Origin of the sequence: Burkholderia sp. BCC1993, assembly GCF_905339865.1 — a bacterium.
Taxonomy (GTDB): Bacteria; Pseudomonadota; Gammaproteobacteria; order Burkholderiales; family Burkholderiaceae; genus Burkholderia.
Window position 1 is genome coordinate 57,959 of sequence record NZ_CAJPGZ010000005.1, and the last position, 26,318, is coordinate 84,276.

Genomic DNA, 26,318 nt, shown 5'->3' on the forward strand with positions numbered 1-26,318 from the left:
CTTGCGCGCGCCGCGCGCGACGGCGCGGCGCGCGCGTTCAGGCTTGGTGCAACTGCAGGTCGGCGGCCGGCGGTGCGACCGTCGCGCCGTCGCGCACCGTATGCGGCAGGATCAGCGACGTGCGCTCGATCGTCGCGCCGCCGATGCATTCGACGAGGCGCCGCCATGCATGACGGCCGATGTCCTGGTTCGGCGTCGCGACGCTCGCGAGCGGCGGCGCGAGCAGCTCGCCGATCGCGATGCCGTCGAAGCCGAGCACCGACAGGTCGTCGGGAATCGAGAAGCCCGCGCGGCGCAGGCCGCGCATCACGACCATCGCGAGCAGGTCGTTGCTGCAGAAGAGGGCGGTCGGGCGCGTGGCTCGCGCGGTGAGGTGCGCGAGCACCGCGTCGGGCAGCTCGGCCGCGTTGAAGTCGACCTCGACCGGCGGCAGCGTCGCGACGCCGGCCTCCTCGAGCGCCTGCGCGTAGCCGAGATGGCGCTGGCGTGCGCGATCCGACGCGGCGAGCGAACCGGCGAGCATCAGCACGCGGCGATGACCGCGTGCCGTCAGCATGCGCACGCCGTCGTAGGCGGCGCTGCGGTTGTCGACCGACACCGACGGGCGGCGTTGCGTGTCGTTGTGCATCAGCACGTAGTGCGGGCCGTCGCGGTCGAGCATGTCGAGCAGCGGATGCGTGTCCGCATCGGCGACGGTCAGGATCAGCCCCTCGACGCGCTGCTCGCGCAGCGTCTCGATCGCGTGGCGCTCGCGCGCCGCGTCGTATTCGGTCGTCATCAGGATCAGCTTGAAGCCGGCCGCGGTCGCGAGTTCGTCGATGCCCTGCAGGCAGTCGGCGAATACCGGGTTCGACAGCGTCGGCAGGACGACGCCGACAAGCCGCGTGCGCTCGCCGCGCAACTGCCGGCCGAGCGGGCTCGGGCGGAACTGCAGCGTGTCGATGGCGGTGCGGATGGTCGCCAGCGTGGCGGGGCTGACGGTATGCGGCGCGTTGATCGCACGCGAGACGGTGGCGATCGAGAAGCCGGCGAGCGCGGCGACGTCCTTGATGGTCGGGGGCATGGAGTTACGCGATGTAAACGTTTTCGGCAGGAGAATTATCGAAAACGTTTGTGACTTCGCGATGACTCACGAGACGTCTGTTTCGTAAAAAATGCGATACAAACATCAGACGGTTGGCGCCCGGCGAGCGGGGCGGATTCGATTGTATCGGCGGATGCTGCGGCGCGGGACGAAATCGACGGCGGCGTCGTATCGATGTCGATTGCGGTGATTGAATTCGGTTATGGACAGGGGCAGGCCGACATGCTGCGTCGCGATGCAATGCGCGCGAATCAGCTAACGCATGCGTCAAGCAATGGTAGAATCGCGTCCGCCCTTTTGCCGGGGTGATGAAATTGGTAAACATAGCGGACTTAAACGATTGAGTGCCCGGCCGGAAACGGCCGGTGCAGAACCCTTCAAATTCGGTGAAACCCCTGACGCGCGCCGTGCGTCGAGGCAACGCCGAGCCAAGCCTCGCGGTACGACTGCGGCGAGGAAGGTGTAGAGACTAGACGGGGGGCGCCTAAGGCGCACGGGCGGCGACACCGCCCGCGCGCGACGGCGAAGGCATAGTCCAGCGCACGAACGGCGTCGTTTCGACGACGCCGGCTTTGAAAGAAGCAGTGTGACGAAAATCCGCCGCCTTAACTGGCTTGCCGGTTCGAGTCCGGTCCCCGGCACCAAAATCGCCTCCGTGCGATTCCATGAAGTTCCGAAAACCCGCGAGAAATAAGCCGCTCGCGGGTTTTTTGTTTTCAGGTCGTGCTTCGATGGCGGCGACCTGTTCCTGCAGATCACCCGCGCTGGCCAAACGTACCGGCGATTGAAATATCGATTCCCCGCGATTTGCTTCAGGCGTCCGCTCGTCACCCGAATGAAGCGCGCTTCAACACCCGGCTATCCGCTTTCTGCGCCGAAAAATAGTCTGCGTTCTGGAGAGCACCTTTCCGCTGCAGGCCGCTAACAGCAGAAAAACGGCTCATTACACTGCGCCCGTCGCATCGCCGGGAAACATCGACGCGACGCACCTTCGCAGCACGCAACCGTTGCGACCAGCAAACGAAAGACCTGGGGGTAAATCGTCATGAACATGCGTTTGGGGATCATCGCACCCGCCGCGTTGCTTGCTGCCGCGGCGCATGCACAAAGCAGCGTGACGCTGTACGGCAAGATCGAGGACGGTATCAACTACACGAGCAACGCGCGCGGCCACGGAACCGTGCAACTGCAAAGCGGCTACGACTACGGCAGCCGCTGGGGTATCAAGGGCACCGAAGACCTCGGCGCAGGCTACCAGGCGATTTTCACGCTCGAGAGCGGCTTCGACGTCAACAACGGAAAAATGAGCCAGGGCGGCCGGGGATTCGGCCGTCAGGCTTTCGTCGGCATCGCGTCGGATCGTTACGGCACCCTGACGTTCGGTCGCCAGTACGATCCGAGCGTCGACATCTTCTCGCCGCTCACCGCCAACGGCAACTGGACCGGCTACCTGTTCTCGCATCCGTACGACAACGACAACACCGACTACTCGTTTCGCGTGAACAACGCGGTCAAGTACGTGTCGCCCGCGTGGCACGGTGTTACCGCGGAGGCGATGTATGGATTCAGCAATCAGGCGGGCGGCTTCGCGAACAACCGTCTATACGGCGCCGCGCTGCAATACCAGCAGGGCGGGCTGACGGTCGGCGCGTCGTATCTGAAGATCAACAACGCACGCAATGCCGATTCGACCGGGGCGATCACCGGCGACAACACGTTCGATGCGTCGTCGCAGCAGAACATCGGCATCGGCGTGAATTATGCGTTCTCGAATGCGCTGGTGGGATTCACGTATTCGCACGTCGACGTCTACGATCCGACTTCGAACGCGTATTTCACCGGTACGACGCAGCCGGCGGGCGGTGCATGGCGGTCGTGGAAATTCGACAACTTCGAGGTGAACGGCCTCTATCACTTCACGACCGCGTTCTACATCGGCGCGGCATACACGTACACCCAGGCCCGCGTCGCGTCGACGGTCGGCGCATTCAATCCGAAGTGGCATCAACTGAGCGCGAAGTTGAACTACGACTTGTCGAAACGCACGTCGGTATTCGTCGAAGGTGTCTATCAGCATGCGCTGAACGCGCACACTGGAACCGACTTCGACTACGCGTACATTCCGGGCGCCGCCGATATCTCGTCAGGCCCGAATCAATACGTCGCGCGTATCGCGCTGCTGCATCATTTCTGACGCTGCTCTCGGGGCGGTTGGTCATGTGTGGGTAAAGAATTCTGAATTTCGGGCTTGAAGGGAAATGTCGGCTCGACGGGCCATGGCGGGTCACTTCGCTGCGACGAAAGCGCCGCCATGTGATACTTGGCACGCACGTCACACTCGACGCCGTCACCGCCATCGCCGCACGTGACGCGGCCGATGGAATCAAACGACGTTTCCCTCCCGCAAGACCACCCGCCATGACCGATTCGAACTACCACTATTACGAACCGTCGCAAGGCCACGGGCTGCCGCACGATCCTTTGAACGCGATCGTGGGCCCGCGCCCGATCGGCTGGATTTCCTCCCGCGGCAACGACGGCACGCTCAACCTCGCGCCGTACAGTTTCTTCAACGCATTCAACTATCGTCCGCCGATCATCGGCTTTTCGAGCACCGCCGCGAAGGACAGCCTGCGCAACGTGCAGGAAACCGGCGAGTTCGTCTGGAACCTCGCGACGCGCGACCTTGCCGACCGGATGAACCAGACCTGTGCCGCCGTGCCGTACGACGTCGACGAATTCGAACTCGGCGGCCTGACCGCGATTCCGTCGCGCCTCGTCAGCGTGCCGCGCGTGGCGGAAAGCGGCGTCAACTTCGAATGCAAGGTGACCGACGTGATCCGGCTGCGCGATCACCGCGGCGTCGAGACGCCGGCCACGCTGGTGCTGGGCGAGGTCGTCGCCGTGCATATCCGTCACGACCTGCTGAAGGACGGCCTCTTCGACACGTTCGGCGCGGGCATCATTCTGCGCGCGGGCGGCCCGTCTGCCTACGTGCACGTGACGCCCGACAGCCGCTTCGACATCGCGCGCCCCGACGCGTGACGCATCGCATCATCGACGCATTGCGCCATCGGGCCATCGCGCGCCGGAACGATCCGGCGCGCGAGCGCTGAAGCACGCGGACGCGCACCGGCAAAGACAAAGACCCCGCCGAAATCCCAGGATTTCGCGGGGTCTTTCCCTTCGTACCCTCCGACAGGCGTGACAGGCGCGCATCGATTCCGCACTCCCGGCGCGTTGACGCATCGCAGCACATGCAAGCGTCCTTCAAAGCCGCCGGCAACACCGATCGCCTATCGTCGCCGCCATGGCAAATCTGCTCACCCCGAACGAGCGGGTTGGGCATCGACGTCCGGCACTGCAAGGCATACATTCCCAAGGTTGGCGTGCTTATCCGCGCGCCAACCCGCGCGTGAGCCGGCAACCGGCCGCGCGTTTCAATCAGCGTGAGACACAATCGAGCGTGGAGACGACACGATGAGCCTGTCAGAGCCATTGCGTCTGCATGTGCCGGAGCCCACCGGGCGCCCGGGCTGCAAGACGGATTTTTCCTATCTGCATCTATCGCCGGCCGGCGCGGTTCGCCGCCCGCCGATCGACGTAGCGCCGGCGGACACCGCCCATCTCGCCCGCAGCCTGGTGCGCGTGCTCGACGATCACGGCGAAGCCCTCGGACCGTGGGCGCCGGATCTCGACGATGCGCGCCTGATCGCCGGGATGCGCGCGATGCTGAAGACCCGCATCTTCGACGCGCGCATGATGATCGCGCAGCGTCAGAAGAAAATCTCCTTCTACATGTTGAGCCTCGGCGAAGAGGCGATCGGCGCCGCGCATGCGATGGCGCTGCGTCACGGCGACATGTGCTTCCCGACCTACCGCCAGCAAAGCATCCTGATCGCGCGCGACGTGCCGCTCGAACGGATGATCTGCCAGCTGATGTCGAACGAAGGCGACCCGCTGAAGGGGCGCCAGCTTCCGGTGATGTACTCGGACCGCGAAGCCGGCTTCTTCTCGATCTCCGGCAATCTCGCGACGCAGTTCATCCAGGCGGTCGGCTGGGCGATGGCGTCGGCGATCAAGGGCGACACGAAGATCTCGTCCGCGTGGATCGGCGACGGTGCGACCGCGGAAGCCGACTTCCACACCGCGCTGACGTTCGCGCACGTGTATCGCGCGCCGGTCGTGCTGAACGTCGTCAACAACCAGTGGGCGATCTCGACGTTCCAGGCGATCGCGGGCGGCGAGGGGACGACGTTCGCCGGGCGCGGCGTCGGCTGCGGCATCGCTTCGCTGCGCGTCGACGGCAACGACTTCCTCGCGATCTACGCGGCGTCGACCTGGGCCGCCGAACGCGCGCGCCGCAATCTCGGCCCGACGCTGATCGAGTGGGTCACCTATCGCGCCGGCGCGCATTCGACGTCGGACGATCCGACGAAATACCGGCCGGCCGACGACTGGGCCCATTTCCCGCTCGGCGATCCGATCGCCCGCTTCAAGCAGCACCTGATCGCGAAGGGCATCTGGTCGGACAGCGCGCACGACGCGCTCACGGCCGAACTGGAAGCCGAGGTGATCGCCGCGCAGAAGGAAGCGGAGAAGTTCGGGACGCTGGCCGACGACCGGATTCCGTCGCCGGCCTCGATGTTCGACGACGTGTACAAGGAGCTGCCCGCGCATCTGCGCCGTCAGCGCCAGGAACTGGGAGCGTGATCATGGCGCAACATGAAACAACGACGGCGTCGGCCCAGCCGATGACGATGATCCAGGCGCTGCGCTCCGCGATGGACGTGATGCTCGGCCGCGACGACGACGTGGTCGTTTTCGGGCAAGACGTCGGCTACTTCGGCGGCGTGTTCCGCTGCACCGAGGGGCTGCAGGCCAAGTACGGCAAGTCGCGCGTGTTCGATGCGCCGATCTCGGAAGGCGGGATCGTGGGCGCTGCGGTCGGGATGGGCGCGTATGGCTTGCGGCCGGTCTGCGAGATCCAGTTCGCGGACTACTTCTACCCGGCCTCCGACCAGATCGTGTCGGAAGGCGCGCGGCTGCGCTATCGCTCGGCGGGCCAGTTCATCGCGCCGATGACGATCCGGATGCCGTGCGGCGGCGGCATCTACGGCGGCCAGACGCACAGCCAGAGCCCGGAGGCGATGTTCACGCAGGTCTGCGGACTGCGCACGGTGATGCCGTCGAATCCGTACGACGCGAAAGGACTCCTGATCGCCTCGATCGAGAACGACGATCCGGTGATCTTCCTCGAGCCGAAACGCCTGTACAACGGGCCGTTCGACGGCCATCACGAGCGTCCGGTCACGTCGTGGCTCAAGCATCCGGGCAGCGCGGTGCCGGAAGGCTATTACACGGTGCCGCTCGACACGGCCGCCGTCGTGCGGCCCGGCAACGACGTGACGGTGCTGACGTACGGCACGACCGTCCACGTGTCGCTGGCGGCTGCCGAGGAGACCGGCATCGATGCGGAAGTGATCGACCTGCGCACGCTGTGGCCGGTCGATCTCGATACGATCGTCGCGTCGGTGCGCAAGACCGGCCGCTGCGTGGTGGTGCACGAGGCGACGCGCACCTGCGGCTACGGCGCGGAGCTGGTGTCGCTCGTCCAGGAGCATTGCTTCTACCATCTGGAGGCACCGGTCGAGCGGACGACGGGCTGGGACACGCCGTATCCGCACGCGCAGGAATGGGCGTATTTCCCCGGGCCGGCCCGGGTCGGCGAAGCGTTGCGACGCGTGATGGAGGCCTGAGATGGGGATTCATGTCATCAAGATGCCGGATATCGGCGAAGGGATCGCCGAGGTCGAGCTGGTGGCCTGGCACGTGCAACCAGGGCAGACGATCGCCGAAGACCAGCCGCTCGCCGATGTGATGACCGACAAGGCGGCGGTGGAGATTCCGTCGCCGGTGGCGGGCAAGGTACTGGAGCTCGGCGGCCGGATCGGCGAGATGATGGCGGTCGGCAGCGAGCTGATTCGTCTCGAAGTCGAAGGCGACGGCAACCTGAAATCGAGCGCGAAAGCACACGATGCAGGCCCGGATGCGGCGCAGCGAGCGGCGGCGGTCGATGTGCCTGCCGAGTCATCTTCCGTCGCTGAGGGATCCGAAACACATGCATCGTCGAAGGCGGCGACGCACGCCGCGTCCCGCGCGCCGGCCGAGCCGCGCCGTGCGGAACACGCGGCGCCGCCGCGCGCGGCGCTCGCGCCGGGCGAGCGGCCGCTCGCATCGCCGGCGGTGCGCCAGCGCGCCTGGGACATGGGCATCGAGCTGCGCTACGTGCGCGGCACCGGCGAGGCCGGGCGGATCCTGCATGCGGACCTCGACGCGTATGCACGCACGGGCGGCGGCGCGGCGCGCGGATCGCAAGCGCACGGCTACGCCGAGCGCAACGACGCAACCGAGGTGCCGGTGATCGGCCTGCGGCGCGCGATCGCGCGCAAGATGCAGGAAGCGAAGCGCCGCATTCCGCACTTCAGCTACGTCGAGGAGATCGACGTCACCGAGCTCGAAGCGCTGCGCGCCGAGCTGAACCGACGCCACGGCGACACGCGCGGCCGGCTCACGCCGCTGCCGCTGCTGATCCGCGCAATGGTGATCGCGCTGCGCGACTTCCCGCAGATCAACGCGCGCTACGACGACGAAGCCGGTGTCGTCACGCAATACGGCGCGGTGCACATGGGCGTCGCGACGCAGACGGACGGCGGCCTCACGGTGCCGGTGCTGCGTCATGCGGAAGCGCGCGACGTATGGTCGATCTCGGCGGAAATCGCGCGGCTCGCCGACGCGGTGCGCGCGAACCGCGCGCAGCGTGACGAGCTGACCGGCTCGACGATCACGATCTCGAGCCTCGGCGCGCTCGGCGGCATCGTGTCGACGCCGGTCATCAACCATCCCGAGGTCGGCATCGTCGGCGTGAACCGGATCGTCGAGCGGCCGATGATCCGCGACGGCGCGATCGTCGCGCGCAAGATGATGAACCTGTCGTCGTCGTTCGACCATCGTGTCGTCGACGGCGCAGACGCGGCCGAATTCATCCAGGCCGTGCGCGAGGTGCTCGAGCGCCCGGCGCTGCTGTTCGTGGAGTGAGCCCGATGAAGAACGAACACACCACGTTGCTCGTGATCGGCGGCGGGCCGGGCGGTTACGTCGCCGCGATTCGTGCGGGGCAGCTCGGCATTCCGACGGTGCTCGTCGAGCGCGACCGGCTCGGCGGCACGTGCCTGAACATCGGCTGCATTCCGTCGAAGGCGCTGATCCACGTCGCGGACGCGTTCGAGCAGGCGCGCGGGCAGGCCGGCGAGGGGATGCTCGGGATTCGCGTGCGCGCGGCGGAGATCGACATCGCGAAAAGCGTCGCATGGAAGGACGGCATCGTCGAGCGGCTCACGCGCGGCGTCGGCGCGCTGCTGAAGAAGCACGGCGTGCGCGTGCTGCACGGCGACGCGCGCGTCGTCGACGGCAAGACGGTCGACGTCGTCGCCGGCGACCACACGACGCGGATCGCATGCGAGCACCTGTTGCTCGCGACGGGCTCGGAGCCGGTCGCGCTGGCGTCGATGCCGTTCGGCGGGCACGTCGTCTCGTCGACCGAGGCGCTGTCGCCCGCGTCGTTGCCGAAGCGGCTGGTCGTCGTCGGTGCCGGGTACATCGGGCTCGAACTCGGATTCGTCTATCGCAAGCTCGGCGTCGACGTCAGCATCGTCGAGGCGGCCGAGCGCGTGCTGCCCGCATACGACGCGGAACTCGCGAAGCCGGTCGCCGATTCGCTCGCGCGGCTCGGCGTCGGGCTATGGACGGGCCACAAGGTGCTGGGCCTCGCGAGCGACGGCGCGGTGCGCGTGCAGGCGCCCGACGGCGCGGAGAAAACGCTGCCGGCCGACCGCGTGCTGGTCGCGGTCGGCCGCCGGCCGCGCGTCGACGGCTTCGGGCTCGAATCGCTGTCGCTCGATCGCAACGGCCGCGCGCTGCGCATCGACGACGAATGTCGAACGTCGATGCGCAACGTATGGTCGATCGGCGACGTCGCCGGCGAGCCGATGCTCGCGCATCGCGCGATGGCGCAAGGCGAGATGGTGGCCGAGCTGATCGCGGGACGGCGCCGCAAGTTCACGCCGGCCTCGATCCCTGCCGTGTGCTTCACCGATCCCGAGGTCGTCACGTCCGGCTGGTCGCCCGACGACGCGAAGGCGGCCGGCGCAGACTGCATCAGCGCGTCGTTCCCGTTCGCGGCGAACGGCCGCGCGATGACGCTGCAGGCGACCGACGGTTTCGTGCGCGTCGTCGCGCGGCGCGATACGCACCTGATCGTCGGCTGGCAGGCGGTGGGGCGCGGCGTGTCGGAACTGGCCGCCGCGTTTTCGCAGTCGCTCGAGATGGGCGCGCGGCTCGAGGACATCGGCGGCACGATCCACGCGCATCCGACACTCGGCGAAGCGATGCAGGAGGCGGCGTTGCGCGCGCTGGGACATGCGCTGCATGTGTGAGCATGTGCCGGCATGCATGGCCGATCGAACCCCGCCGCGGCGGGGCTTCTTGTTTGTGTCGATCGCGGGCGTCGGCTTCGTGTCTCCCGCGCCGGATTCGACACGACGCTTCGCGCTTCGAATATCCGCATTGCCGACGACCGGTCAAGGCGGCGCCGCGGTCGATGCGCGCCCGGGCGTGCAGGTGATCGGATCGGAACGGTTGGCCTGAACCGGAACGGGCGACGACGTGCTGCCGGCGGCACAGCTGAACGAACCGACGGCCTGCGCCGGCGGTTCGCGCACGACGCCATCAAGCGGGCCGACCCGTTGCAAGACTGTTTCGTCACACCAGGCAATAGCGGACATGTCGCGTGCAGGCTGACCTACGATGAAGACATCGCGTCCATCGTCCGCCCAACCATGTGCACCCACTACCGCGCCCCCGATGAAGACCCGGGCATCAGCGAACTGAGGATCGGCATCGGCGACCTGTTTCGCCGCGATCCGTGGGAACCCGACGTGTATCCGGATTATGCGGCGCCCATCGCGCGTGCCGACGGCGACGGTCTCGCGGTCGTCAGCGCTGTGTTCGGCTTCTGGCCGAAGTTCATGCAGCCCGAGCGTCTCGACGAGCACGGCCGCAAGCGAAAGAAGCTCGATACGGTGAACGCGCGCGCGGAAACGGTCGGCGCGTCGCGGCTCTACGGCAACGCCTGGCGCAACGGCCAGCGCTGCCTGATTCCGGTGCGCTGGATCTTCGAGCCGTGCTACGAGACGGGGCGCAACGTGTGGCACCGGATCGGCGTCGACGGCTGGCAACCGTGCTGCGTCGCCGGCATCTGGCGGCGCTACGAAGCGGCCGACGGCCACGAGCGGATCGGCATGACGATGCTCACGGTCAATGCCGACGATCATCCGGTGTTCGCGCGCATGCACCGGCCCGGCGACGAGAAGCGGGGCGTCGTGATCCTGCGTCGCGACGACTACGACGAATGGCTGCACGCGCGCGACGTCGAGGCTGTGCGGCGCATGCTGACACTCCTTCCTGCCGGCGACATGGTCACCGCACCCGATCAGGCGTCGCCCGCCAGCGCCTGAGCTTTCGTTTTTCATACGCCTTTCATACGCGCAACCGACTGCTCCGCAGGTCGGACGTGTCCCGTTTTCTCAGACGATTTTCAAAATTGCCGGATACCGGGTAATTACCGATATCACCCAAGTTGTATATACAAGATCATCCGCTGGCAATGTCGGCACACGTCGTGCCCATTGCGCGCCAGCGTGCAGACCGTGCGTGCGTGGCGCATGCCGGCGATCCACGGCGCCCCGCACCCGACGAGCCGAAAGGGCGGCTCGGCACGTTTTCCGTCTCGTCCCGACCATTTGTGGTCCTCAGTATCTTGGAGATTTACCCGTGTCAACGAATCCCAGTGGAAAAGCCGGCGGTCTGATCGAGGTACGCTCGATCGATTTCATTCCCGATGCCGAACGCCACGGCGGACTGCTGAGCCAGTTCACGCTGTGGCTGTCGGCGAACATGCAGATCACGGCCATCGTCACGGGCGCGCTGGCGGTCGTGCTCGGCGGCGACGTGTTCTGGTCGCTGATCGCGCTGCTGCTCGGCCAGTTCATCGGCGGCGCGGTGATGGCGCTGCACGGCGCGCAGGGGCCGCAGCTCGGGTTGCCGCAGATGATCTCGAGCCGCGTGCAGTTCGGCGTCTACGGCGCGATGATCCCGATCGTGCTCGTGTGCCTGATGTACATCGGTTTTTCCGCGAGCGGCTCGGTGCTCGCCGGGCAGGCCGTCGCGCAACTGCTGCATGTCGACGACGCGGCCGGCATCCTGTTGTTCGCGGCCGTGATCGTCGTGCTGACGGTGTTCGGCTATCGCGCGATCCACTTCGTCGGCCGGATCGCGAGCGTGATCGGCATCGTCGCGTTCGTCTACATGTTCACGCAGCTGTTCGCGAACCACGACGTCGGCGCGCTGCTCGCGAACCGGCACTTCTCGCTCGCGAGCTTCCTGCTGTCGATGTCGCTGTCCGCGTCGTGGCAGATCGCGTTCGGCCCGTATGTCGCCGACTACTCGCGCTACCTGCCGCGCTCGACGTCGTCGGTCGCCACGTTCCTCGCGGTCGGCCTCGGCTCGGTGATCGGCGCGCAGGCGGCGATGGTGTTCGGCGTATTCGCGGCCGCGCTGGCCGGCAGCCAGTTCGCGCACCACGAGGTGTCGTATATCGTCGGCCTCGGCTCGACGGGCGCCGTGGCCGCGCTGCTGTACTTCAGCATCGCGTTCGGCAAGGTGACGGTGACCGCGCTCAACGCCTACGGCAGCTTCATGTCGATGGCGACGATCGTCAGCGGTTTCCGCGGCAAGGGCGCGGTGTCGTCGAAGAGCCGTCTCGTCTACATCTTCGGGATGATCTGCGTGTCGACGCTGATCGCGCTCGCCGGCCGCCATTCGTTCCTGAAGGAATTCACCGCGTTCATCCTGTTCCTGCTCGCGTTCTTCACGCCGTGGAGCGCGATCAACCTGGTCGACTACTACTGCTTCACGCGCTCGCGCTACGACGTGCCCGCGCTGTCCGATCCGGACGGCCGCTATGGCCGCTGGAACGTGATGGCGATCACGATCTATGTGGTCGGCATCCTGGTGCAGCTGCCGTTCATGTCGACGCACATCTACACGGGCCCGCTCGTCGACGCGCTCGGCGGCACCGACATCTCGTGGATCCTCGGCCTCATCGTGCCGGCCGTGCTGTACTACGTCGGCGCGCGTGCGTCGCGGCGCAGCATCCCCGAGCGCCTGATCCTGCCGCTCGAACGCGGCGAGGTTCATCACTGACGCATCGCGTCGTCCGTCGGGCCGGCCTGCAGCCGGCCTGAGCGGCCCGCCGCGCCGAACCGGGCGCGACCGGCAGCCGCGCTACACCTCATCTTCGTTATCCGCGATGCCGGCATGGCAGATCACCGTGCCCGGCATCGTTCCATTCTCCCTTCATTGAATAGTAGGACTAAGCAGATGAACGCACGAGACAATCGTTCCCGGGCGCGATCGGCGCATGCCGGTCTTCGCATGGCCGTTACGGCCGCATGCCTGGGTGGGTCGGGCGCCGCGCTCGCGCAGGACGGCGTCACGCTGTACGGCGTGATCGACGAATTCGCGCAGTACGTGAATACCGGCAACGGCTACACGGCGGCGATCGGCTCGGGCGGCCAGTGGGGCAGCCGCTTCGGGCTGAAGGGCGGCGAGGACATCGGCGGCGGCCAGAAGATCGAGTTCGCGCTCGAGAACGGCTTCAACCCGAACGACGGTTCGCTCGCGAGCTCGGGCAGCATGTTCAACCGGCAGGCGTGGGTCGGCATCGCGGGGCAGTGGGGCAAGGTGCGCGCGGGCCGCCAGAATTCGCCGCTGTTCAACGACCAGGGCGGGCAGGACGCGTTCGGCGGCGTCACGCAGGCGTCCGGCATGGACAACCTGACCGTGTTCGCGTTCCGCACCAGCAATACGCTGTCGTACCAGAGCCCCGAGATCGCCGGTTTCCAGGCCGGACTGTATTTCGGCTTCGGCGACGCGGGCGGCGTGCGCTCGGCAGGCTCGAGCCAGCAGTTCGACGTGACCTACGAGCACGGGCCGTTCGCGGCATTCGTCGCGGGCCAGTGGCTGAAGAACAAAACCGCGACCACGACCGATCGCACGATCATGGCCGGCGCGTCGTACGCAATCGGCAAGGCGACCGTGTACGGCGGCTTCTCCGCGGTGAAGTGGGCCGATCTGGGGATCGATTCGCGCGTGTACGGGCTGTCGGTCAAGTACCAGCTCAACCCGGCGAACTACGTCGCGCTCGGCTATGCGTACCTGCACGACCAGACGTCGCAGGGCGACAACGCGGACCAGTTCGGGCTGATGTACGAATACGACCTGTCGAAGCGCACGAGCTTCTACGGCGCGCTGTCGTACCTGCGCAACCGCAACCAGGCCGGCTACACGCTCGCCGGCGCGGCGAACCCGGGCCTGCCGCTCGCGTATCCGGGCGCGAATGCGCGCGGCGTGCAGCTCGGCATCGTGCATCGCTTCTGACGGTGCATCGGGCGCCGGGCCGCGCGGGCCGGCGCCTGTTTCCCGTCACGGGTGCGCGCAATCGCGCGCCTGCATGCGCGCGCCTACATGCGTACGCCTACATCCCCAGCCGTTCCGCGAGCGAATGACGCTGCATGCAGCGCTCCATCGCGTCGAGGAACGCCTGCTCCGCCGCGTTCATCTTGCGGTCGCGATGCCACAGCAGGAACACGTCGACGTCGACGAGGCCGTCGTCGGGCGGCAGCCGCCACAGGCGTTGCTGCGCGATGTCGTCGCGCACGATGTGCTCGGGCAGGCAACCGATCCCGTAACCGGCGAAGATCAGCCGCCGCACTTCCTCGAGGCTCGGCGACGACGCGACGATGCGTCCGGTGAAACCCTTCTGGTCGCGGAACACGGTGAGCGGCGACAGGCTGTCGCCGATCTGGTCGCTCGTAAACGACACGAAGTTTTCCGCGAGCAGGTCGTCCATCCGCAACTGCGTCTGCCCGAACAGCCGGTGATGGCGGCCGCAGTAGATCGCGTAGCGCTGCCGCAGGAAGCAGCGCATCTCCAGCTTGTCGTGCGGCGTGCGGCACAGGCCGAGCCCGGCGGTGGCCGTCTTCTGCAGCAGAGACGACAGGATGTCCGACGAGCGCATCACCTCGATCTGCAGATCGATGCGCGGATACGCGCGATGGAAGTCGGCGAGGAATTCGTCGTAGACGGGCGACTCGATGCGGCTCACCGTCAGCAGCCGGATCGAGCCGGTGAGGTCGGCCGTGCTGGCGTCGAGCTCGGTTTCGAGCCGCGACACGCCGCCGTAGATGTCGCTCGCGATCCGGTACACGGCTTCGCCGGCCGGCGTCGGGGCGAAGTGCGCGCCGCGCCGCTCGATCAGCTTGCGCTCGAGGGCCTCCTCGAGCCGCCGCAGCGCCTGGCTCACGGCCGGCTGCGTCACGTGCAGGCGCGCGGCCGCGCGGCTCACGCTGCGCTCCTGCATGATCACCAGGTAGGTGCGCAGCAGGTTCCAGTCGAGGCGGTCGTTGAGGAAGGGGGCAAGGTCGGCGCGCATCGGGTCAGTCATTAGCTGAATTTATACGCGAAATAATAACTTGAAATTTGACTAATGATGTGCGGTCGCCGATAAAGGAGGGGCGCCGCACCGTGCGGCGCGAGGCCGCGACAGACGGCCGGCCATCACGATATCGCGCGTGCCGCGGCGCGCGCCAGGAGCCAGCATGACCCAGTCCCTTCCTTCCGCCCGCCAGCCGGCGCGTGCCGCGACGGCCGCGTTCATCGGCACGATGATCGAGTGGTACGACTTCTACATCTACGCGACCGCCGCCGCGCTCGTGTTCGGCGAACTCTATTTCCCGTCGCATGACCGCTTCGTCAGCACGATGGCGTCGTTCGCGACGTTCGCGGTCGGCTTCTTCGCGCGCCCGCTCGGCGGCATCGTGTTCGGCCACCTCGGCGATCGCATCGGCCGCAAGAAGGCGCTGATGACGACGCTGATGATGATGGGCGTCGCGACCGTCTGCGTCGGGCTGCTGCCCGACTATTCGACGGTCGGCATGCTCGCGCCGGTGCTGCTGGTCGCGCTGCGCGTCGTGCAGGGGATCGCGGTCGGCGGCGAGTGGGGCGGCGCGGTGCTGATGGCGGGCGAACACGCGCCGCAGGGCCGCCGCACCTTCTTCGCGTCGTTCGCGCAGCTCGGCAGCCCGGCCGGGCTGATCCTGTCGCTGGTCGCGTTCCGCGCGGTCACGTCGATGGACAAGGCCGACTTCCTCGCCTGGGGCTGGCGCTTGCCGTTCCTCGCGAGCTCGGTGCTGCTCGTCGTCGGCATCCTGATCCGGCTCGGCGTGAACGAGTCGCCGGAGTTCGCGCGCGTGAAGGAGACGAACCGTACCGTGAAGCTGCCGGTCGCCGAAGTGTTCCGCTCCGCATCGGGGCTCGTGCTGCTCTGCATCGGCGCGAACACGATCGGGATCGCGGGCGTCTATTTCACCAACACGTTCATGATCGCGTACACGACGCAGTACGTCGGCATGTCGCGCGCGCTGATCCTCGACAGCCTGTTCGCGGTCGCGATCATCCAGTTCATCGCGCAACCGATCGCCGCGTGGATCGCCGAGCGCATCGGCGGCGCGCGTTTCCTGAAGATCGCCGCGCTGCTCGCGATGCTGTCGCCGTACCCGATGTTCATGCTCGTGCAGGGCGGCACGTCCGCGTCGCTCGTCGCGGGCATCGCGCTCGCGGTCGTCTGCATGGCCGGTTTCTATTCGGTGATCGCGGGCTTCGTCAGCGACGTGTTTCCCGCGCACGTGCGCTATTCGGCGATCTCGCTCGCTTATCAAATCTGCGGCGCGATCGCGGGCGGCCTGACGCCGCTCGTCGGCACCTGGCTCGCGCATCGCTTCGCGGGCCAGTGGTGGCCGCTCGCGGTGTTCTACACGGGTCTCGCCGGCGTCTCGCTGCTTTGTATCGTCGCGCTCGACGCGCGCCGCGCGGCCCGGCCGGCCGCCGCCGAAGCGCTCGGCTCGCGCTGAACCTCGACGAATGAATTCATCGGAGTGCAAATGAAAGACCTGCTGGAAATCGACGGTGCCCGCCTGTGGCAGAGCCTGGCCGACATGGCATGCATCGGCGCGACGCCGCGCGGCGGCGTGCGACGCCTTGCGCTGACCGACGACGATCGGCGCGGGCGCGACCTGTTCGCGCAGTGGTGCCGCGACGCGGGAATGACGGTGAGCGTCGACGCGGTCGGCAACCTGTTCGCGCGGCGCGCCGGCACCGATGCGCAGGCCGCGCCGGTGCTGATCGGCAGCCATCTCGATACGCAGCCCGAAGGCGGGCGCTTCGACGGCGTGTACGGCGTGCTCGCCGCACTGGAGCTCGTGCGCACGCTGAACGACGCGGGCATCGCGACCGACAAGCCGCTCGAGATCGTGTCGTGGACCAACGAGGAAGGCGCGCGTTTCGCACCGGCGATGCTCGGCTCGGCGGTGTTCACGGGCGCGCTGCCGCTCGACGACGCGCTCGCGAAGCAGGATGCCGACGGTGTCACGCTCGGCGCCGCGCTGGACGCATGCGGCTGCCGCGCCACGCGCGCGCCGGGCGGCGCGGTCGACGCGTATTTCGAAGCGCATATCGAACAGGGCCCGGTGCTCGAGGCGAACGGCACGACCATCGGCGTCGTCACGGGCGGGCAGGCGATCCGCTGGCTGGACGTGAGCGTGACGGGCGTGGCCGCGCACGCGGGCACGACGCCGATGCCGTATCGCAAGGACGCGTATTTCGCGAGCGCGCAGATCGCGCTCGAACTGGAACGGATCGTCGCGGGCTACGCGCCGCGCGGGCTCGCGACGATCGGGCAGGTCGGCATCCGCAACGCGTCGCGCAACACGATCGCAGGCGAAGTGACGTTCACGGTCGACCTGCGCCATCACGACGATGCGCAAGTCGATGCGATGGAGCGCGACCTGCGCGATGCCTGCGCGCGCGTGGCCGCCGCACGCGGCGTTCAGGTGTCGATCGAGACCTGCTGGCGCAGCCCGGCGACGCCGTTCGACCGCGCCTGCGTCGAACTGGTCGCGCAGGCGGCGGACGCATTCGGCTACACGAACGAGCGGATCGTCAGCGGCGCCGGTCACGATGCGATCCTGCTCGCGCGCCGCGTGCCGACCGCGATGGTGTTCATCCCGTGCGTCGACGGGCTGTCGCACAACGAGGCCGAAGACGCATTGCCCGACGACGTGACGCGCGGCACGAACGTGCTGCTCAACGCGGTGCTCGCGCGCGCGGGCATCGCGACGCGCGTGGCCGCGGCGGCGCACGACGCATGACACGGCGAATCGACGAGGACCCACGATGAAAACCTATTTCCACCCCGAACAGTTGCTGCACCATCCGCGCACCTACCTGTCGCGCGGCAGGATGCGCGAGCCGCAGGAGGTGCCCGAGCGCGCGGCGCGGCTGGTCGCGGCGGTGCATGCGCTCGACTTCGACGTGCGCGAGCCGGCCGCCCGCGGCACCGCGCCGATCGCGGCCGTGCACGACATGAACTACCTGCGTTTTCTCGAGGAGGCGCACCGCGACTGGAAGCGGATGCCCGACGACTGGGGTGACGAAGTGATGTCGAACGTGTTCGTGCGCGATCCGAATCCGCTGCGCGGCGTGCTCGCGAAGGCCGCGCGCTATCTCGCCGACGGCAGCTGCCCGGTCGGCGCGAACACGTGGCGCGCCGCGTACTGGTCCGCGCAGAGCGCGCTTGCGGCCGCGGCGGACGTGAACGACGGCGCGCGCGATGCGTACGCACTGTGCCGGCCGCCCGGCCATCACGCGCGCCGCGATGCGGCCGGCGGCTTCTGCTACCTGAACAATGCGGCGATCGCCGCGCAGGCGCTGCTCGGCCGCCATCGCCGGGTCGCGATCCTCGACACCGACATGCATCATGGGCAAGGCGTGCAGGAGATCTTCTACGGCCGCGACGACGTGCTGTACGTATCGATCCACGGCGACCCGACCAATTTCTATCCGGTCGTCGCCGGTTACGAGGACGAGACGGGCGCGGGCGCCGGCGACGGCTACAACCTGAACCTGCCGATGCCGCACGGCGCGCCCGAGTCGGCGTTCTTCGAGCGGCTCGACGATGCGCTGCGCGCGCTCGCGCGGTTCCAGCCCGACGCGCTCGTGCTCGCGCTCGGCTTCGACATCTACAAGGACGACCCGCAATCGCAGGTGGCCGTCACGACCGGCGGGTTCGGCCGGCTCGGCGGCGCGATCGGTGCGCTCGGCTTGCCGACGGTGATCGTGCAGGAAGGCGGTTATCACCTCGAGAGCCTCGACGCGAATGCGCGCACGTTCTTCGGCGGGTTCGCCGCCGCGCGCTGAGGCGCTGAGACGTCGATACGTCGATACGTCGATGTGTCGATGTGTCGATGCGTCGAAGCGTCGAAGCAGCGAAGCAGCGGCGCGCGATGCGCGGGCCGCCAACGAGAATGCCCGCGTCGGAATCCCGACGCGGGCATTTTTCAATCGCGGTGCCGCGTATTGGCACCATGCGGATCACCAGGCGCTCACGAATTCGCGGCGACCGGCGCGCGGCGGCGCTGGATCATCTGCAGCGCGACGAGCGCGAGCCCTGCCGCCGCGATCAGCCCGCCGACGAGCGGCACCGCCGCGTAGCCGAAGCCGGCCGAGATCGCCGCGCCGCCCGCTGCCGCGCCGACTGCGTTGCCGAGATTGAACGCGCCGATGTTGACGGCCGAGGCGAGGCCCGGGGCTTCGTGTGCGGCACGCATCACGCGCATCTGCAGCGGCGGGACCACCGCGAACGTTGCGACACCCCAGACCAGCAGCGTGACCGCGGCGCCGGCATGGGTGCGCGCGAGCAGCGGGAACGCGGCCATCGTCACGATCAGCAGCACCAGGAAGCCGATCAGCGTGCCGTCGAGCGAGCGGTCGGCGAGACGGCCGCCGGCGATGTTGCCGATCGAGAAGCCGACGCCGATCAGCACGAGCATCGCGGTGACGAAGCCGGGCGTCGCACCGGTCAGGTGTTCGAGCGTCGGGGCGACATACGTGTACAGCGTGAACATCGCGCCGGCGCCGAGCACCGTGGTCCCGAGCGCGCCGAGCACGACCGGGCGCGTCAGCACCGACAGTTCGGCACGCAGGTTCGGCATCCTGCCGGCTGCGCCCTTCGGCAGCGCGGCGAACAGGCCGGCGATCGCGATCAGGCCGAGCACTGCGGTCGCCGCGAACGACATGCGCCAGCCGATCATCTGGCCGAGCCAGGTCGCGGCCGGCACGCCGCCGACGTTCGCGATCGTGAGGCCCATGAACATCGTCGCGACCGCGCTGGCCTGCTTTTCACGCGGCACGAGGCTGGCCGCGACCACCGAGCCGAGCCCGAAGAACGCGCCATGGTTCAGGCTCGTGACGAGTCGCGCAAGCAGCAGCGTCGTGTAGTCGGGCGCGACGGCCGACAGCAGGTTACCGATCGTGAAGATCGACATCAGCGCGATCAGCGCCGAGCGGCGCGACCAGCGCGCGAGCAGCAGCGTCATCAGCGGCGCGCCGACCATCACGCCGATCGCATACGCGCTGATCAGCATGCCGGCCTGCGGAATCGACACGTGCACGCCGTCGGCGATCACGGGCAAGAGGCCCATCGGCGAGAACTCGGTCGTGCCGATGCCGAACGCACCGGCGGCGAGCGCCAGCAGCGGCAGCGCGGCGCTGCCGCCCGGGCGGGAAGGAGAAGAAGTCGTGGTGTTCACGCGATGCGCTCCGGTAAGCATGGGGCAACGGCACCGGGCCGTTGTGGACAGGGTGAAGTGTGCCTGCGTTACTTTTGCGGAAAAAGCCGCGCTCGGGCGAAATTATCTTGATTTCATGTCAACAATGCGCGATTGGGGCGGCACGCGCGTACGGCCCGCCGGGCGGGGCTTCCCGCGATGCGACGGCCGGCCGCCGGCCGTGCGGACGATCGAACCGTGTCCGGAGCAAGGTTTTCGTCGTCGGACGGAACGCGGTGTCGGGGCAGGTGCGCGATCCGCTTGCGCGTCGCGCTCGATACGCGGCAGGTGTTCGACGTGATGCGGGCGCCAGGCGCGCGCGCGCGGGCGGGCCGGCGCGCGGTGTCGTCAGGCCGGGCGGGCGACGGGCCGGCGCAGCCGGCGGGGCCCGGCGCGAGCGCGTCATCCTTCCCGCCAACCCTTTACCGGCGCGGCTTGCCGCCAAAAAAATCCCCGGTCACAGGGGGACCGTGACCGGGGCGGAAAGGCATCCTCTCTTTGGCACGAGGGTGGGATGCGGGCGCAGTATATTTCGGGGCATAACGTTTCGAAGTGATGTTAAACAGCCCTTTTTGGCGCCAATTTGAAAATTCCGGCGTGATGGCGTCGATCGTCACCCATTCGAAAGATTTGTCGTGCGCTCGGACGGATGTTCTGGGTGCGCGATGACGGCAATGCCGGCCGTCGTCCGAAGCGGCCGCGCGCAGGCGGCCGAATCCGCTGCCGCGCGACGAGGCGGAATCCGTCGGCGTCGCGCGTGCCAGGCCGGTTGGTCAGTCCGCCTGTCCGGCCGTGTCGCGCACCGCCTCGAGAAACCGCGCGACGACGGGCGAAGCCGGCGCCGCTGCATCGTCGAACACGAACTCGATGTCGAAGCGGCTCGCGAGTTCGTCGAGTGCGACGAGCCGGACCGTGCGCGGGCACGTCGGCGACGCGCTTTCCGGCACGAATGCGCAGCCCATGCCGGCCGCGACGAGACCGATCAGCGTCGGGATGTCGCTGCCGACCTGCGCGATGCGCGGCGTGAAACCCGCCCGGTCGCACTGGGCCATCAGGAAGCGGTGGTGCGCGGCGGAGCGCTGCGCGTCGAACCAGACGAACGGTTCGTGCGCGACGTCGGCGAGCGTGCGCGGCGCGTGGAAGCGGCCGCCGGGCGGCGCGGGCATCGCGAGCACGAAGCGGTCGCTCAGCAGCCGCACGCCCGACAGATGCGGCGCCTCGTCGCGGCGCCACGCCATGATGCCGCCGTCGAGCTGGCCGCGCGTCAGCGCCGCCGCCTGTTCGGCCGACAGCATCGGCGCGATCGACAGTTTCACGTCCGGACACGCGTCGCGAAACGCCTTCAGCACGTTCGCGACGACCGGCAGCGGCAGGCAGTTCGGCAGCGCGCCGAGGCGCAGTTCGCCGAGCTGCCCGGCCGCGCTGCGCAACGCGCGTTCGCGGCTGTCCTGCAATGTCGCGAGCAGGCCCGTCGCATCCTGCAGGAAACTCGCGCCGGCCGCGGTGAGCGTGACGCCCGTCGCGCGGCGGATCAGCAGCGGCGTGCCGATCGCATCCTCGAGCTCGCGGATCTGCCGCGACAGCGCAGGCTGGACGATGCCGGCCGCGCGGGCGCCGGCCATCACGCTGCCGGCTTGCGCGACGGCCACGAAGTAACGCAGGTGACGCAGTTCGATCTGGCGCATGCGGTGTCGGCTCCGGTGTTCGGTCTCGATTCGGTGGATATGCCTGTCAAGCATAGCAAGTGCCATCCGATGGTATTGGAAAGCATGGCGGGCGTGCCGTACGATGGTCGTCGTTGCCGGGCCGGTTCAACGGTCCGTGCGTTCTCCTTGCCCCGATTCCCGACCGTGTCCCGCACCATGCCGCTTCATATCCAGACCCCCTATATCCGCTCGCAAATCGCGTCGCGCCGTCTTGGCAAGAACATCCGGCTGAAGCTCGACGCGCTGCAGCCGTCCGGCTCGTTCAAATTGCGCGGCATCGGCGCGGCGTGCGAAGCGCGGCATGCGGCCGGCGCGCGCCGGTTCGTGTCGTCGTCGGGCGGCAATGCGGGCATCGCGGTCGCGTATTGCGGCCGCGAACTCGGCGTGCCGGTGCTCGTCGTCGTGCCGGAAACCGCGTCGGCCCGCGCGCGCGAGCTGATCCGCGTCGAGGGGGCAGAGGTGGTCGTGCACGGTGCGAGCTGGGCCGAGGCGAATGCGTTCGCGCTGTCGACCGTCGGTACGCAGGACGCGTTCGTGCATCCGTTCGACGATCCCGTGTTGTGGCGCGGGCACGCGACGATGATCGACGAGATGGCGGCGGTCGGCCCGAAGCCCGACGCGGTGGTGCTCGCGGTCGGCGGCGGCGGGCTGCTGTGCGGCGTGCTCGAGGGGCTCGCGCGCAACGGCTGGCACGACGTGCCGGTCGTCGCGGTCGGGACGGAAGGCGCCGACAGCTACGCGCGCTCGGTCGCGCACGGGCATCCGGTCGAATTGCCGGCGATCACGAGTATCGCGACGTCGCTCGGCGCGAAGCGGCCGTGCGACGCGGCGGTCGAATGGGCGAAGCGGCACGCGATCCATCCGGTCGTCGTGTCGGATGCGCAGGCGGTGGCTGCGTCGCTGCGGTTCCTGGACGAGCACCGGATCGTCGTCGAGCCGGCGTGCGGTGCTGCGCTGGCCGCGCTCGAACAACCGGTGCCGGTGCTGGCTTCGGCGTCGGATATCGCGGTGATCGTGTGCGGCGGCGTGACGGCGACGGCCGAGCAGATGCGGGCGCTGAACGCGACGCTGCGGTAACGCGCTCGGGCATGTGACGCAGCGCAGCCGGATCGTGATGCGGACGAAGACGTCACGGTGAAGTGACGGCGGGGCGGGACCGATCGCGGGCATCCGCGGAATCGGGGGCGTGTCGTCTGTCGCGACGGACTGTTTCCGCTCGCCGGTTACGTCACGCCGGGCGCGCGCAGCCGGTGGCCGGGTGCAAGATCCTTGGAGGGTGACGGGGCGGGGATCGGCTGGCGCGCCGCGCGGACGGCGCACGGCGCGACGAGGGCGCGCGCGGTCAGTTCGCGGACGGCGCGCTGGCGCCGGTCGGTGCGGACGAGGCGACGGGGTCGGCAGCAGCGGGTGCGGACGTCTTGCCTGCCGGCGTCGGAGCAGCGTTCGAGGGCGTCGGCGCGGACGCCGCCGGCGCAGGCACCACGGCCGATGCCGGCGTGGCAGCGGCAGACGTCGATGTGGCCGGCGTCGAAGCGGAAGCGGGCGCGGCACCCGCCGCAGCCCCCGACCCGACGGCCCGCATCGTCCCCGGCGCGACCACGGCCGATGCCGCCGCAGGCACGGCCGGCACGACCGACGTGCCCGACGTCGGCGCGACGCTCGGCACGGACAGCGGCACCGGCGCTGCCGGCGGCGTCGGCACGACCGGCGTCGTCATCTTCATCGGCTCGCCCTGCGGCGTCGGCGCAGGCTCGGGCAGCGGCGTCACGGGCTCCTTCTCGGCCGCCTTTACGGTCGCGCGATCGCGACGGGCCGGATCGATCTTCAGGAAGTGCTCGACGAGATTGAAGAAGCGCTCGTAGAACACGCCGGCGGGAATCGTCTCGCTCGCGGTCTTCACGAGCGCGTCGTCGCTCGACCCGATCGGCAGCGACAGCGAACCGAACACGCTGAGCCCGACGCTCGCCGACGTATTCGACTTCTTCAGCGTGTAGCGGTCCTGCACCGCGTTCACGTACGCGATGCTCGACGAGCCGTCGGCAGTCGCGTCCGCGCACACGACGTGAAACTCGATCACGACGTGCATGTCGTTGCTCGGCTGGAAATTCTTGCTGCCGTCGACCGCATCGTTGCGCGACGACGACACAACATAGCCCTGGCTCAGCAGCGCGCGCCGCGCGGCTTCGCAGGACGCGTCGGATTTCGAGCGGAACGTGTGCGCATACGGGCTGCTCGTCGCGTCGAACTGCTCCTGCTGGTAGATCGGCTTGGGCGGCGACGAGCACGCTGCCAGCACGGTCGCGGCCGCGAGCGCGCACGAAACGGAAAACAGGCGAAATCGGTTGTGCATGGCGTCTTTCAATAGGCTCGGCGAGATGCCGCGCGGGGCTGCGGGCGCAACGCACGCGGCGGCGGGGCCGGTGCGATGCGCGTGGCAATCTCGTATGGCCGGGGCGTCATTATAGTTTCGTTTGATGTCGCGCTCGCTTCAGCCGGCCGGCGCCGGCCGCGCGGCGGCGAGCAATCGCGACGCCAGCGGGTGGTGTTCGCCGCGCCGCGAGCGGATCGCATGGATCTCCTCGGTCACGTCGCCCGCGCGGCCGAGCCGGCGCAGCCCGCGCAGCAGCGATGCGTCGTTCGCGCCGAGTTCGCTGAGCGGAAACACGCCGAGGCCGCGCGCCGCGAACACGGCCATCAGCGCGCTGTCCTCGAATTCGCCGGCGATGCGGGGCACGATCCGTTCGCGCTCCAGCCACAGGTCCAGGCGCGCGCGCAGCGCCGAATGGGCGGTCGGCAGCAGCACCGGCAGCTCGGCGAGGCACAGCGGAAAGCGCTGCCGCGCGCCCGCCGTGACGAGCGCCGCGGGGCCATACCAGTCGACCGGCGACGCGACGAGCCGCTCGCTCGTCACCCGCAGATTCGACCCCGACGGCGCGCCCTGGCCGGCCAGCACCAGATCGAGGTGATGCAGCGCCAGTTCCGCGAGCAGCGCGTCGTGCTCGCCTTCGTGGCACAGCAGCCGCAGCGTGGGCGTGTCGAGCACCGGCGCGAGGAGCGCATGCGCGGCGAGCTTCGAGATCCCGTCCGCGAGGCCGACCGCGAGCCGCACGGTCGGCTGGCTGGCCGCCGCGCGCACTTCGTCGGGAATCAGCCGGCCCATCTCGAAGATGACCTCCGCACGCGCATACGCGGCCTGACCCGCGTCGGTCATCGCGACACCGCGCCCGGCCGGGCGCAGCAACTGGTGGCCAAGCGACTTTTCCAGCTCGCGGACCTGCGCGCTGATCGTCTGCACGGCCATGTCGAGCCGCTCGGCGGCCCGCGCGAAGCCGCCTTCCTTTACCACGACCCAGAAATAGTACAGGTGTCGAAAATTCAGCATCGGATCATCATTTCGTAAAAACCGAACCAAATATCAGATTCTCTCTGATTTTTTCGAAGTCATGGGGTGGCTATCATCGGGCTTTCCACCTTCGAATCGGCCCTTTTCATGGACTCCCTGCTGACACTTGCCGCCGACCCCGCCGTCTGGGCCGCGCTCCTGACGCTCGTCGTGATGGAAGTCGTGCTCGGCATCGACAACCTGATCTTCATCTCGATCCTCAGCAACAAGCTGCCCGAAGCGCAGCGCGCCCGCACGCAGCGCCTCGGCATCGCGCTCGCGCTCGTGATGCGCCTCGCGCTGCTCGGCAGCGTCGCGTGGATCGCGAGCCTGACCCAACCCGTGTTCATGCTGTTCGATCACGCGTTCTCGTGGCGCGACATGATCCTGCTGTCGGGCGGCCTGTTCCTCGTGTGGAAGGCGACCACCGAGATCCATCACCACGTGTCGCATGACGGCGACGGCGCGGGCGCGTCCGGCGGCGCGGCCGGCCTGACGATGTGGGCCGCGATCGGCCAGATCGTGATGCTCGACATCGTGTTCTCGATCGACAGCATCGTGACCGCGATCGGCATGACCGAGCACGTCCCGATCATGTTCGTCGCGGTGATCGTCGCTGTGTCCGTGATGCTGTTCGCCGCCCAGCCGCTCGCACGTTTCATCGACCGCAACCCGACCATCGTGATGCTCGCGCTGTCGTTCCTCGTCGTGATCGGCATGACGCTGATCGCGGAAGGCTTCGGGTCGCATGTACCGAAGGGCTATATCTACGCGGCCATGGCGTTCTCGGCGTTCGTCGAGGGCATGAACATGCTGGCGCGGCGCGCGAAGGCGAAGCGCGTGGCGCGCGGCGAAGGTCGCTGAGCCGAGCGGGCGGGCCGTGGCCCGCCCTCGATTCGGAATGTCCGACGAAAGGAGAAACGCGATGAAATGTCCGGTCTGCAAGACACCCGACCTGCTGATGGCCGAGCGGCAGTCGATCGAGATCGACTACTGTCCGACGTGCCGCGGCGTGTGGCTCGATCGCGGCGAACTCGACAAGCTGATCGCGCGCGAAACCGGCGATGGGCCGGCGCGCCGCGACGAGGTGCCGGTGCGGCACGATGCGCAGGCGCTGCGCGGGCGTGACGACGGCTGGGGGCGCGACGGCCGCGCGCACGACGACCGTTACCGGCACGACGGCCGGCGTCGCAAGAAGTCGGTGTTCGACCTGTTCGATTTCGATTGAACGCGACGGCGAGCGTGTACTGCTCAGCACGTCGAAAAAAGCCCCGCCGGGCGTCATGCTCGGCGGGGCTTCGTCA

Annotated in this window: 21 protein-coding genes; 15 read left to right on the forward strand and 6 right to left on the reverse strand. The window is 68.3% G+C overall.

Translation table 11 applies throughout. From position 1 onward, the window contains the following. Window positions 1–37 precede the first annotated feature (37 nt). Window positions 38–1,063: a substrate-binding domain-containing protein gene (locus U4Y91_RS09360; RefSeq protein ID WP_321804831.1), complete on the reverse strand. Its 1,026-nt coding sequence runs from the start codon at window positions 1,061–1,063 to the stop codon at window positions 38–40. A gap of 1,066 nt (window positions 1,064–2,129) precedes the next feature. Between U4Y91_RS09360 and U4Y91_RS09365 the strand changes: the two genes are divergently transcribed. The 9 genes from U4Y91_RS09365 to U4Y91_RS09405 all read left to right on the forward strand — a co-directional run bounded on the left by U4Y91_RS09365 (window position 2,130) and on the right by U4Y91_RS09405 (window position 13,642). After that, a complete protein-coding gene (locus U4Y91_RS09365) occupies window positions 2,130–3,278 on the forward strand; it encodes a porin (protein ID WP_321804832.1) in 1,149 nt (382 codons plus the stop codon). 224 nt (window positions 3,279–3,502) lie between these two features. After that, window positions 3,503–4,129, forward strand: coding sequence for a flavin reductase family protein (locus U4Y91_RS09370; protein WP_321804833.1), 627 nt, complete (start codon window positions 3,503–3,505; stop codon window positions 4,127–4,129). 435 nt (window positions 4,130–4,564) lie between these two features. Then, a complete protein-coding gene (locus U4Y91_RS09375) occupies window positions 4,565–5,797 on the forward strand; it encodes a 3-methyl-2-oxobutanoate dehydrogenase (2-methylpropanoyl-transferring) subunit alpha (protein ID WP_257775381.1) in 1,233 nt (410 codons plus the stop codon). 2 nt (window positions 5,798–5,799) lie between these two features. Further along, window positions 5,800–6,843 carry an alpha-ketoacid dehydrogenase subunit beta gene (locus U4Y91_RS09380; RefSeq protein WP_321804834.1) on the forward strand — a complete coding sequence of 348 codons (1,044 nt, stop codon included), beginning with the start codon at window positions 5,800–5,802 and terminating at the stop codon, window positions 6,841–6,843. Window position 6,844: 1 nt separating this feature from the next. After that, the gene (locus U4Y91_RS09385; protein WP_321804835.1) at window positions 6,845–8,182 is read left to right on the forward strand and encodes a dihydrolipoamide acetyltransferase family protein; all 1,338 of its coding nucleotides are present in this window, start codon (window positions 6,845–6,847) and stop codon (window positions 8,180–8,182) included. Window positions 8,183–8,187: 5 nt separating this feature from the next. Further along, window positions 8,188–9,579, forward strand: coding sequence for a dihydrolipoyl dehydrogenase (gene lpdA, locus U4Y91_RS09390; RefSeq protein WP_321804836.1), 1,392 nt, complete (start codon window positions 8,188–8,190; stop codon window positions 9,577–9,579). Window positions 9,580–9,981: 402 nt separating this feature from the next. Next, on the forward strand, window positions 9,982–10,659 hold the full coding sequence (locus U4Y91_RS09395) for an SOS response-associated peptidase family protein (RefSeq protein ID WP_321805078.1): 678 nt from the start codon (window positions 9,982–9,984) through the stop codon (window positions 10,657–10,659). A gap of 316 nt (window positions 10,660–10,975) precedes the next feature. Next, window positions 10,976–12,406: a cytosine permease gene (locus U4Y91_RS09400; protein ID WP_321804837.1), complete on the forward strand. Its 1,431-nt coding sequence runs from the start codon at window positions 10,976–10,978 to the stop codon at window positions 12,404–12,406. A 177-nt stretch (window positions 12,407–12,583) separates the two neighbouring features. Then, window positions 12,584–13,642 (forward strand): porin, encoded by a 1,059-nt coding sequence (locus U4Y91_RS09405; RefSeq protein WP_257775375.1) that lies wholly within the window; start codon window positions 12,584–12,586, stop codon window positions 13,640–13,642. 97 nt (window positions 13,643–13,739) lie between these two features. On the opposite strand, the gene U4Y91_RS09410 is transcribed toward U4Y91_RS09405, so the two are convergent. Next, window positions 13,740–14,696 carry a LysR family transcriptional regulator gene (locus tag U4Y91_RS09410; protein WP_321805079.1) on the reverse strand — a complete coding sequence of 319 codons (957 nt, stop codon included), beginning with the start codon at window positions 14,694–14,696 and terminating at the stop codon, window positions 13,740–13,742. Between the two features lie 166 nt (window positions 14,697–14,862). Between U4Y91_RS09410 and U4Y91_RS09415 the strand changes: the two genes are divergently transcribed. Genes U4Y91_RS09415 through U4Y91_RS09425 form a run of 3 tightly spaced genes read left to right on the forward strand, consistent with a single transcriptional unit; the run spans window position 14,863 to window position 18,517 of the window. Further along, window positions 14,863–16,173, forward strand: coding sequence for an MFS transporter (locus U4Y91_RS09415; RefSeq protein WP_321804838.1), 1,311 nt, complete (start codon window positions 14,863–14,865; stop codon window positions 16,171–16,173). A gap of 30 nt (window positions 16,174–16,203) precedes the next feature. Then, window positions 16,204–17,469 carry a Zn-dependent hydrolase gene (locus tag U4Y91_RS09420; protein WP_321804839.1) on the forward strand — a complete coding sequence of 422 codons (1,266 nt, stop codon included), beginning with the start codon at window positions 16,204–16,206 and terminating at the stop codon, window positions 17,467–17,469. A gap of 25 nt (window positions 17,470–17,494) precedes the next feature. Then, the gene (locus U4Y91_RS09425) at window positions 17,495–18,517 is read left to right on the forward strand and encodes a histone deacetylase family protein (protein WP_321804840.1); all 1,023 of its coding nucleotides are present in this window, start codon (window positions 17,495–17,497) and stop codon (window positions 18,515–18,517) included. A 185-nt stretch (window positions 18,518–18,702) separates the two neighbouring features. Here the strand turns inward: U4Y91_RS09425 and U4Y91_RS09430 are convergent, their stop codons facing one another. Continuing rightward, the gene (locus U4Y91_RS09430; RefSeq protein ID WP_321801378.1) at window positions 18,703–19,908 is read right to left on the reverse strand and encodes an MFS transporter; all 1,206 of its coding nucleotides are present in this window, start codon (window positions 19,906–19,908) and stop codon (window positions 18,703–18,705) included. 791 nt (window positions 19,909–20,699) lie between these two features. Continuing rightward, entirely contained in the window at window positions 20,700–21,611 is a 912-nt protein-coding gene (locus U4Y91_RS09435) for a LysR family transcriptional regulator (protein WP_321804841.1), read from the reverse strand. A gap of 177 nt (window positions 21,612–21,788) precedes the next feature. Between U4Y91_RS09435 and U4Y91_RS09440 the strand changes: the two genes are divergently transcribed. Then, complete coding sequence (locus tag U4Y91_RS09440) at window positions 21,789–22,709, forward strand: pyridoxal-phosphate dependent enzyme (RefSeq protein ID WP_321805080.1); 921 nt, start codon at window positions 21,789–21,791, stop codon at window positions 22,707–22,709. Window positions 22,710–22,974: 265 nt separating this feature from the next. On the opposite strand, the gene U4Y91_RS09445 is transcribed toward U4Y91_RS09440, so the two are convergent. Both U4Y91_RS09445 and U4Y91_RS09450 read right to left on the reverse strand, forming a co-directional pair. After that, window positions 22,975–23,982, reverse strand: a complete 1,008-nt coding sequence (locus U4Y91_RS09445; RefSeq protein ID WP_321804842.1) for a DUF2242 domain-containing protein — start codon at window positions 23,980–23,982, stop codon at window positions 22,975–22,977. A gap of 138 nt (window positions 23,983–24,120) precedes the next feature. Then, on the reverse strand, window positions 24,121–25,014 hold the full coding sequence (locus tag U4Y91_RS09450) for a LysR family transcriptional regulator (RefSeq protein ID WP_321804843.1): 894 nt from the start codon (window positions 25,012–25,014) through the stop codon (window positions 24,121–24,123). 108 nt (window positions 25,015–25,122) lie between these two features. Here U4Y91_RS09450 and U4Y91_RS09455 point away from each other — a divergent pair, with 108 nt between their 5' ends. Both U4Y91_RS09455 and U4Y91_RS09460 read left to right on the forward strand, forming a co-directional pair. Beyond that, complete coding sequence (locus U4Y91_RS09455) at window positions 25,123–25,878, forward strand: TerC family protein (RefSeq protein ID WP_321804844.1); 756 nt, start codon at window positions 25,123–25,125, stop codon at window positions 25,876–25,878. Between the two features lie 61 nt (window positions 25,879–25,939). Next, entirely contained in the window at window positions 25,940–26,242 is a 303-nt protein-coding gene (locus U4Y91_RS09460; protein ID WP_321804845.1) for a zf-TFIIB domain-containing protein, read from the forward strand. Window positions 26,243–26,318: the final 76 nt, after the last annotated feature.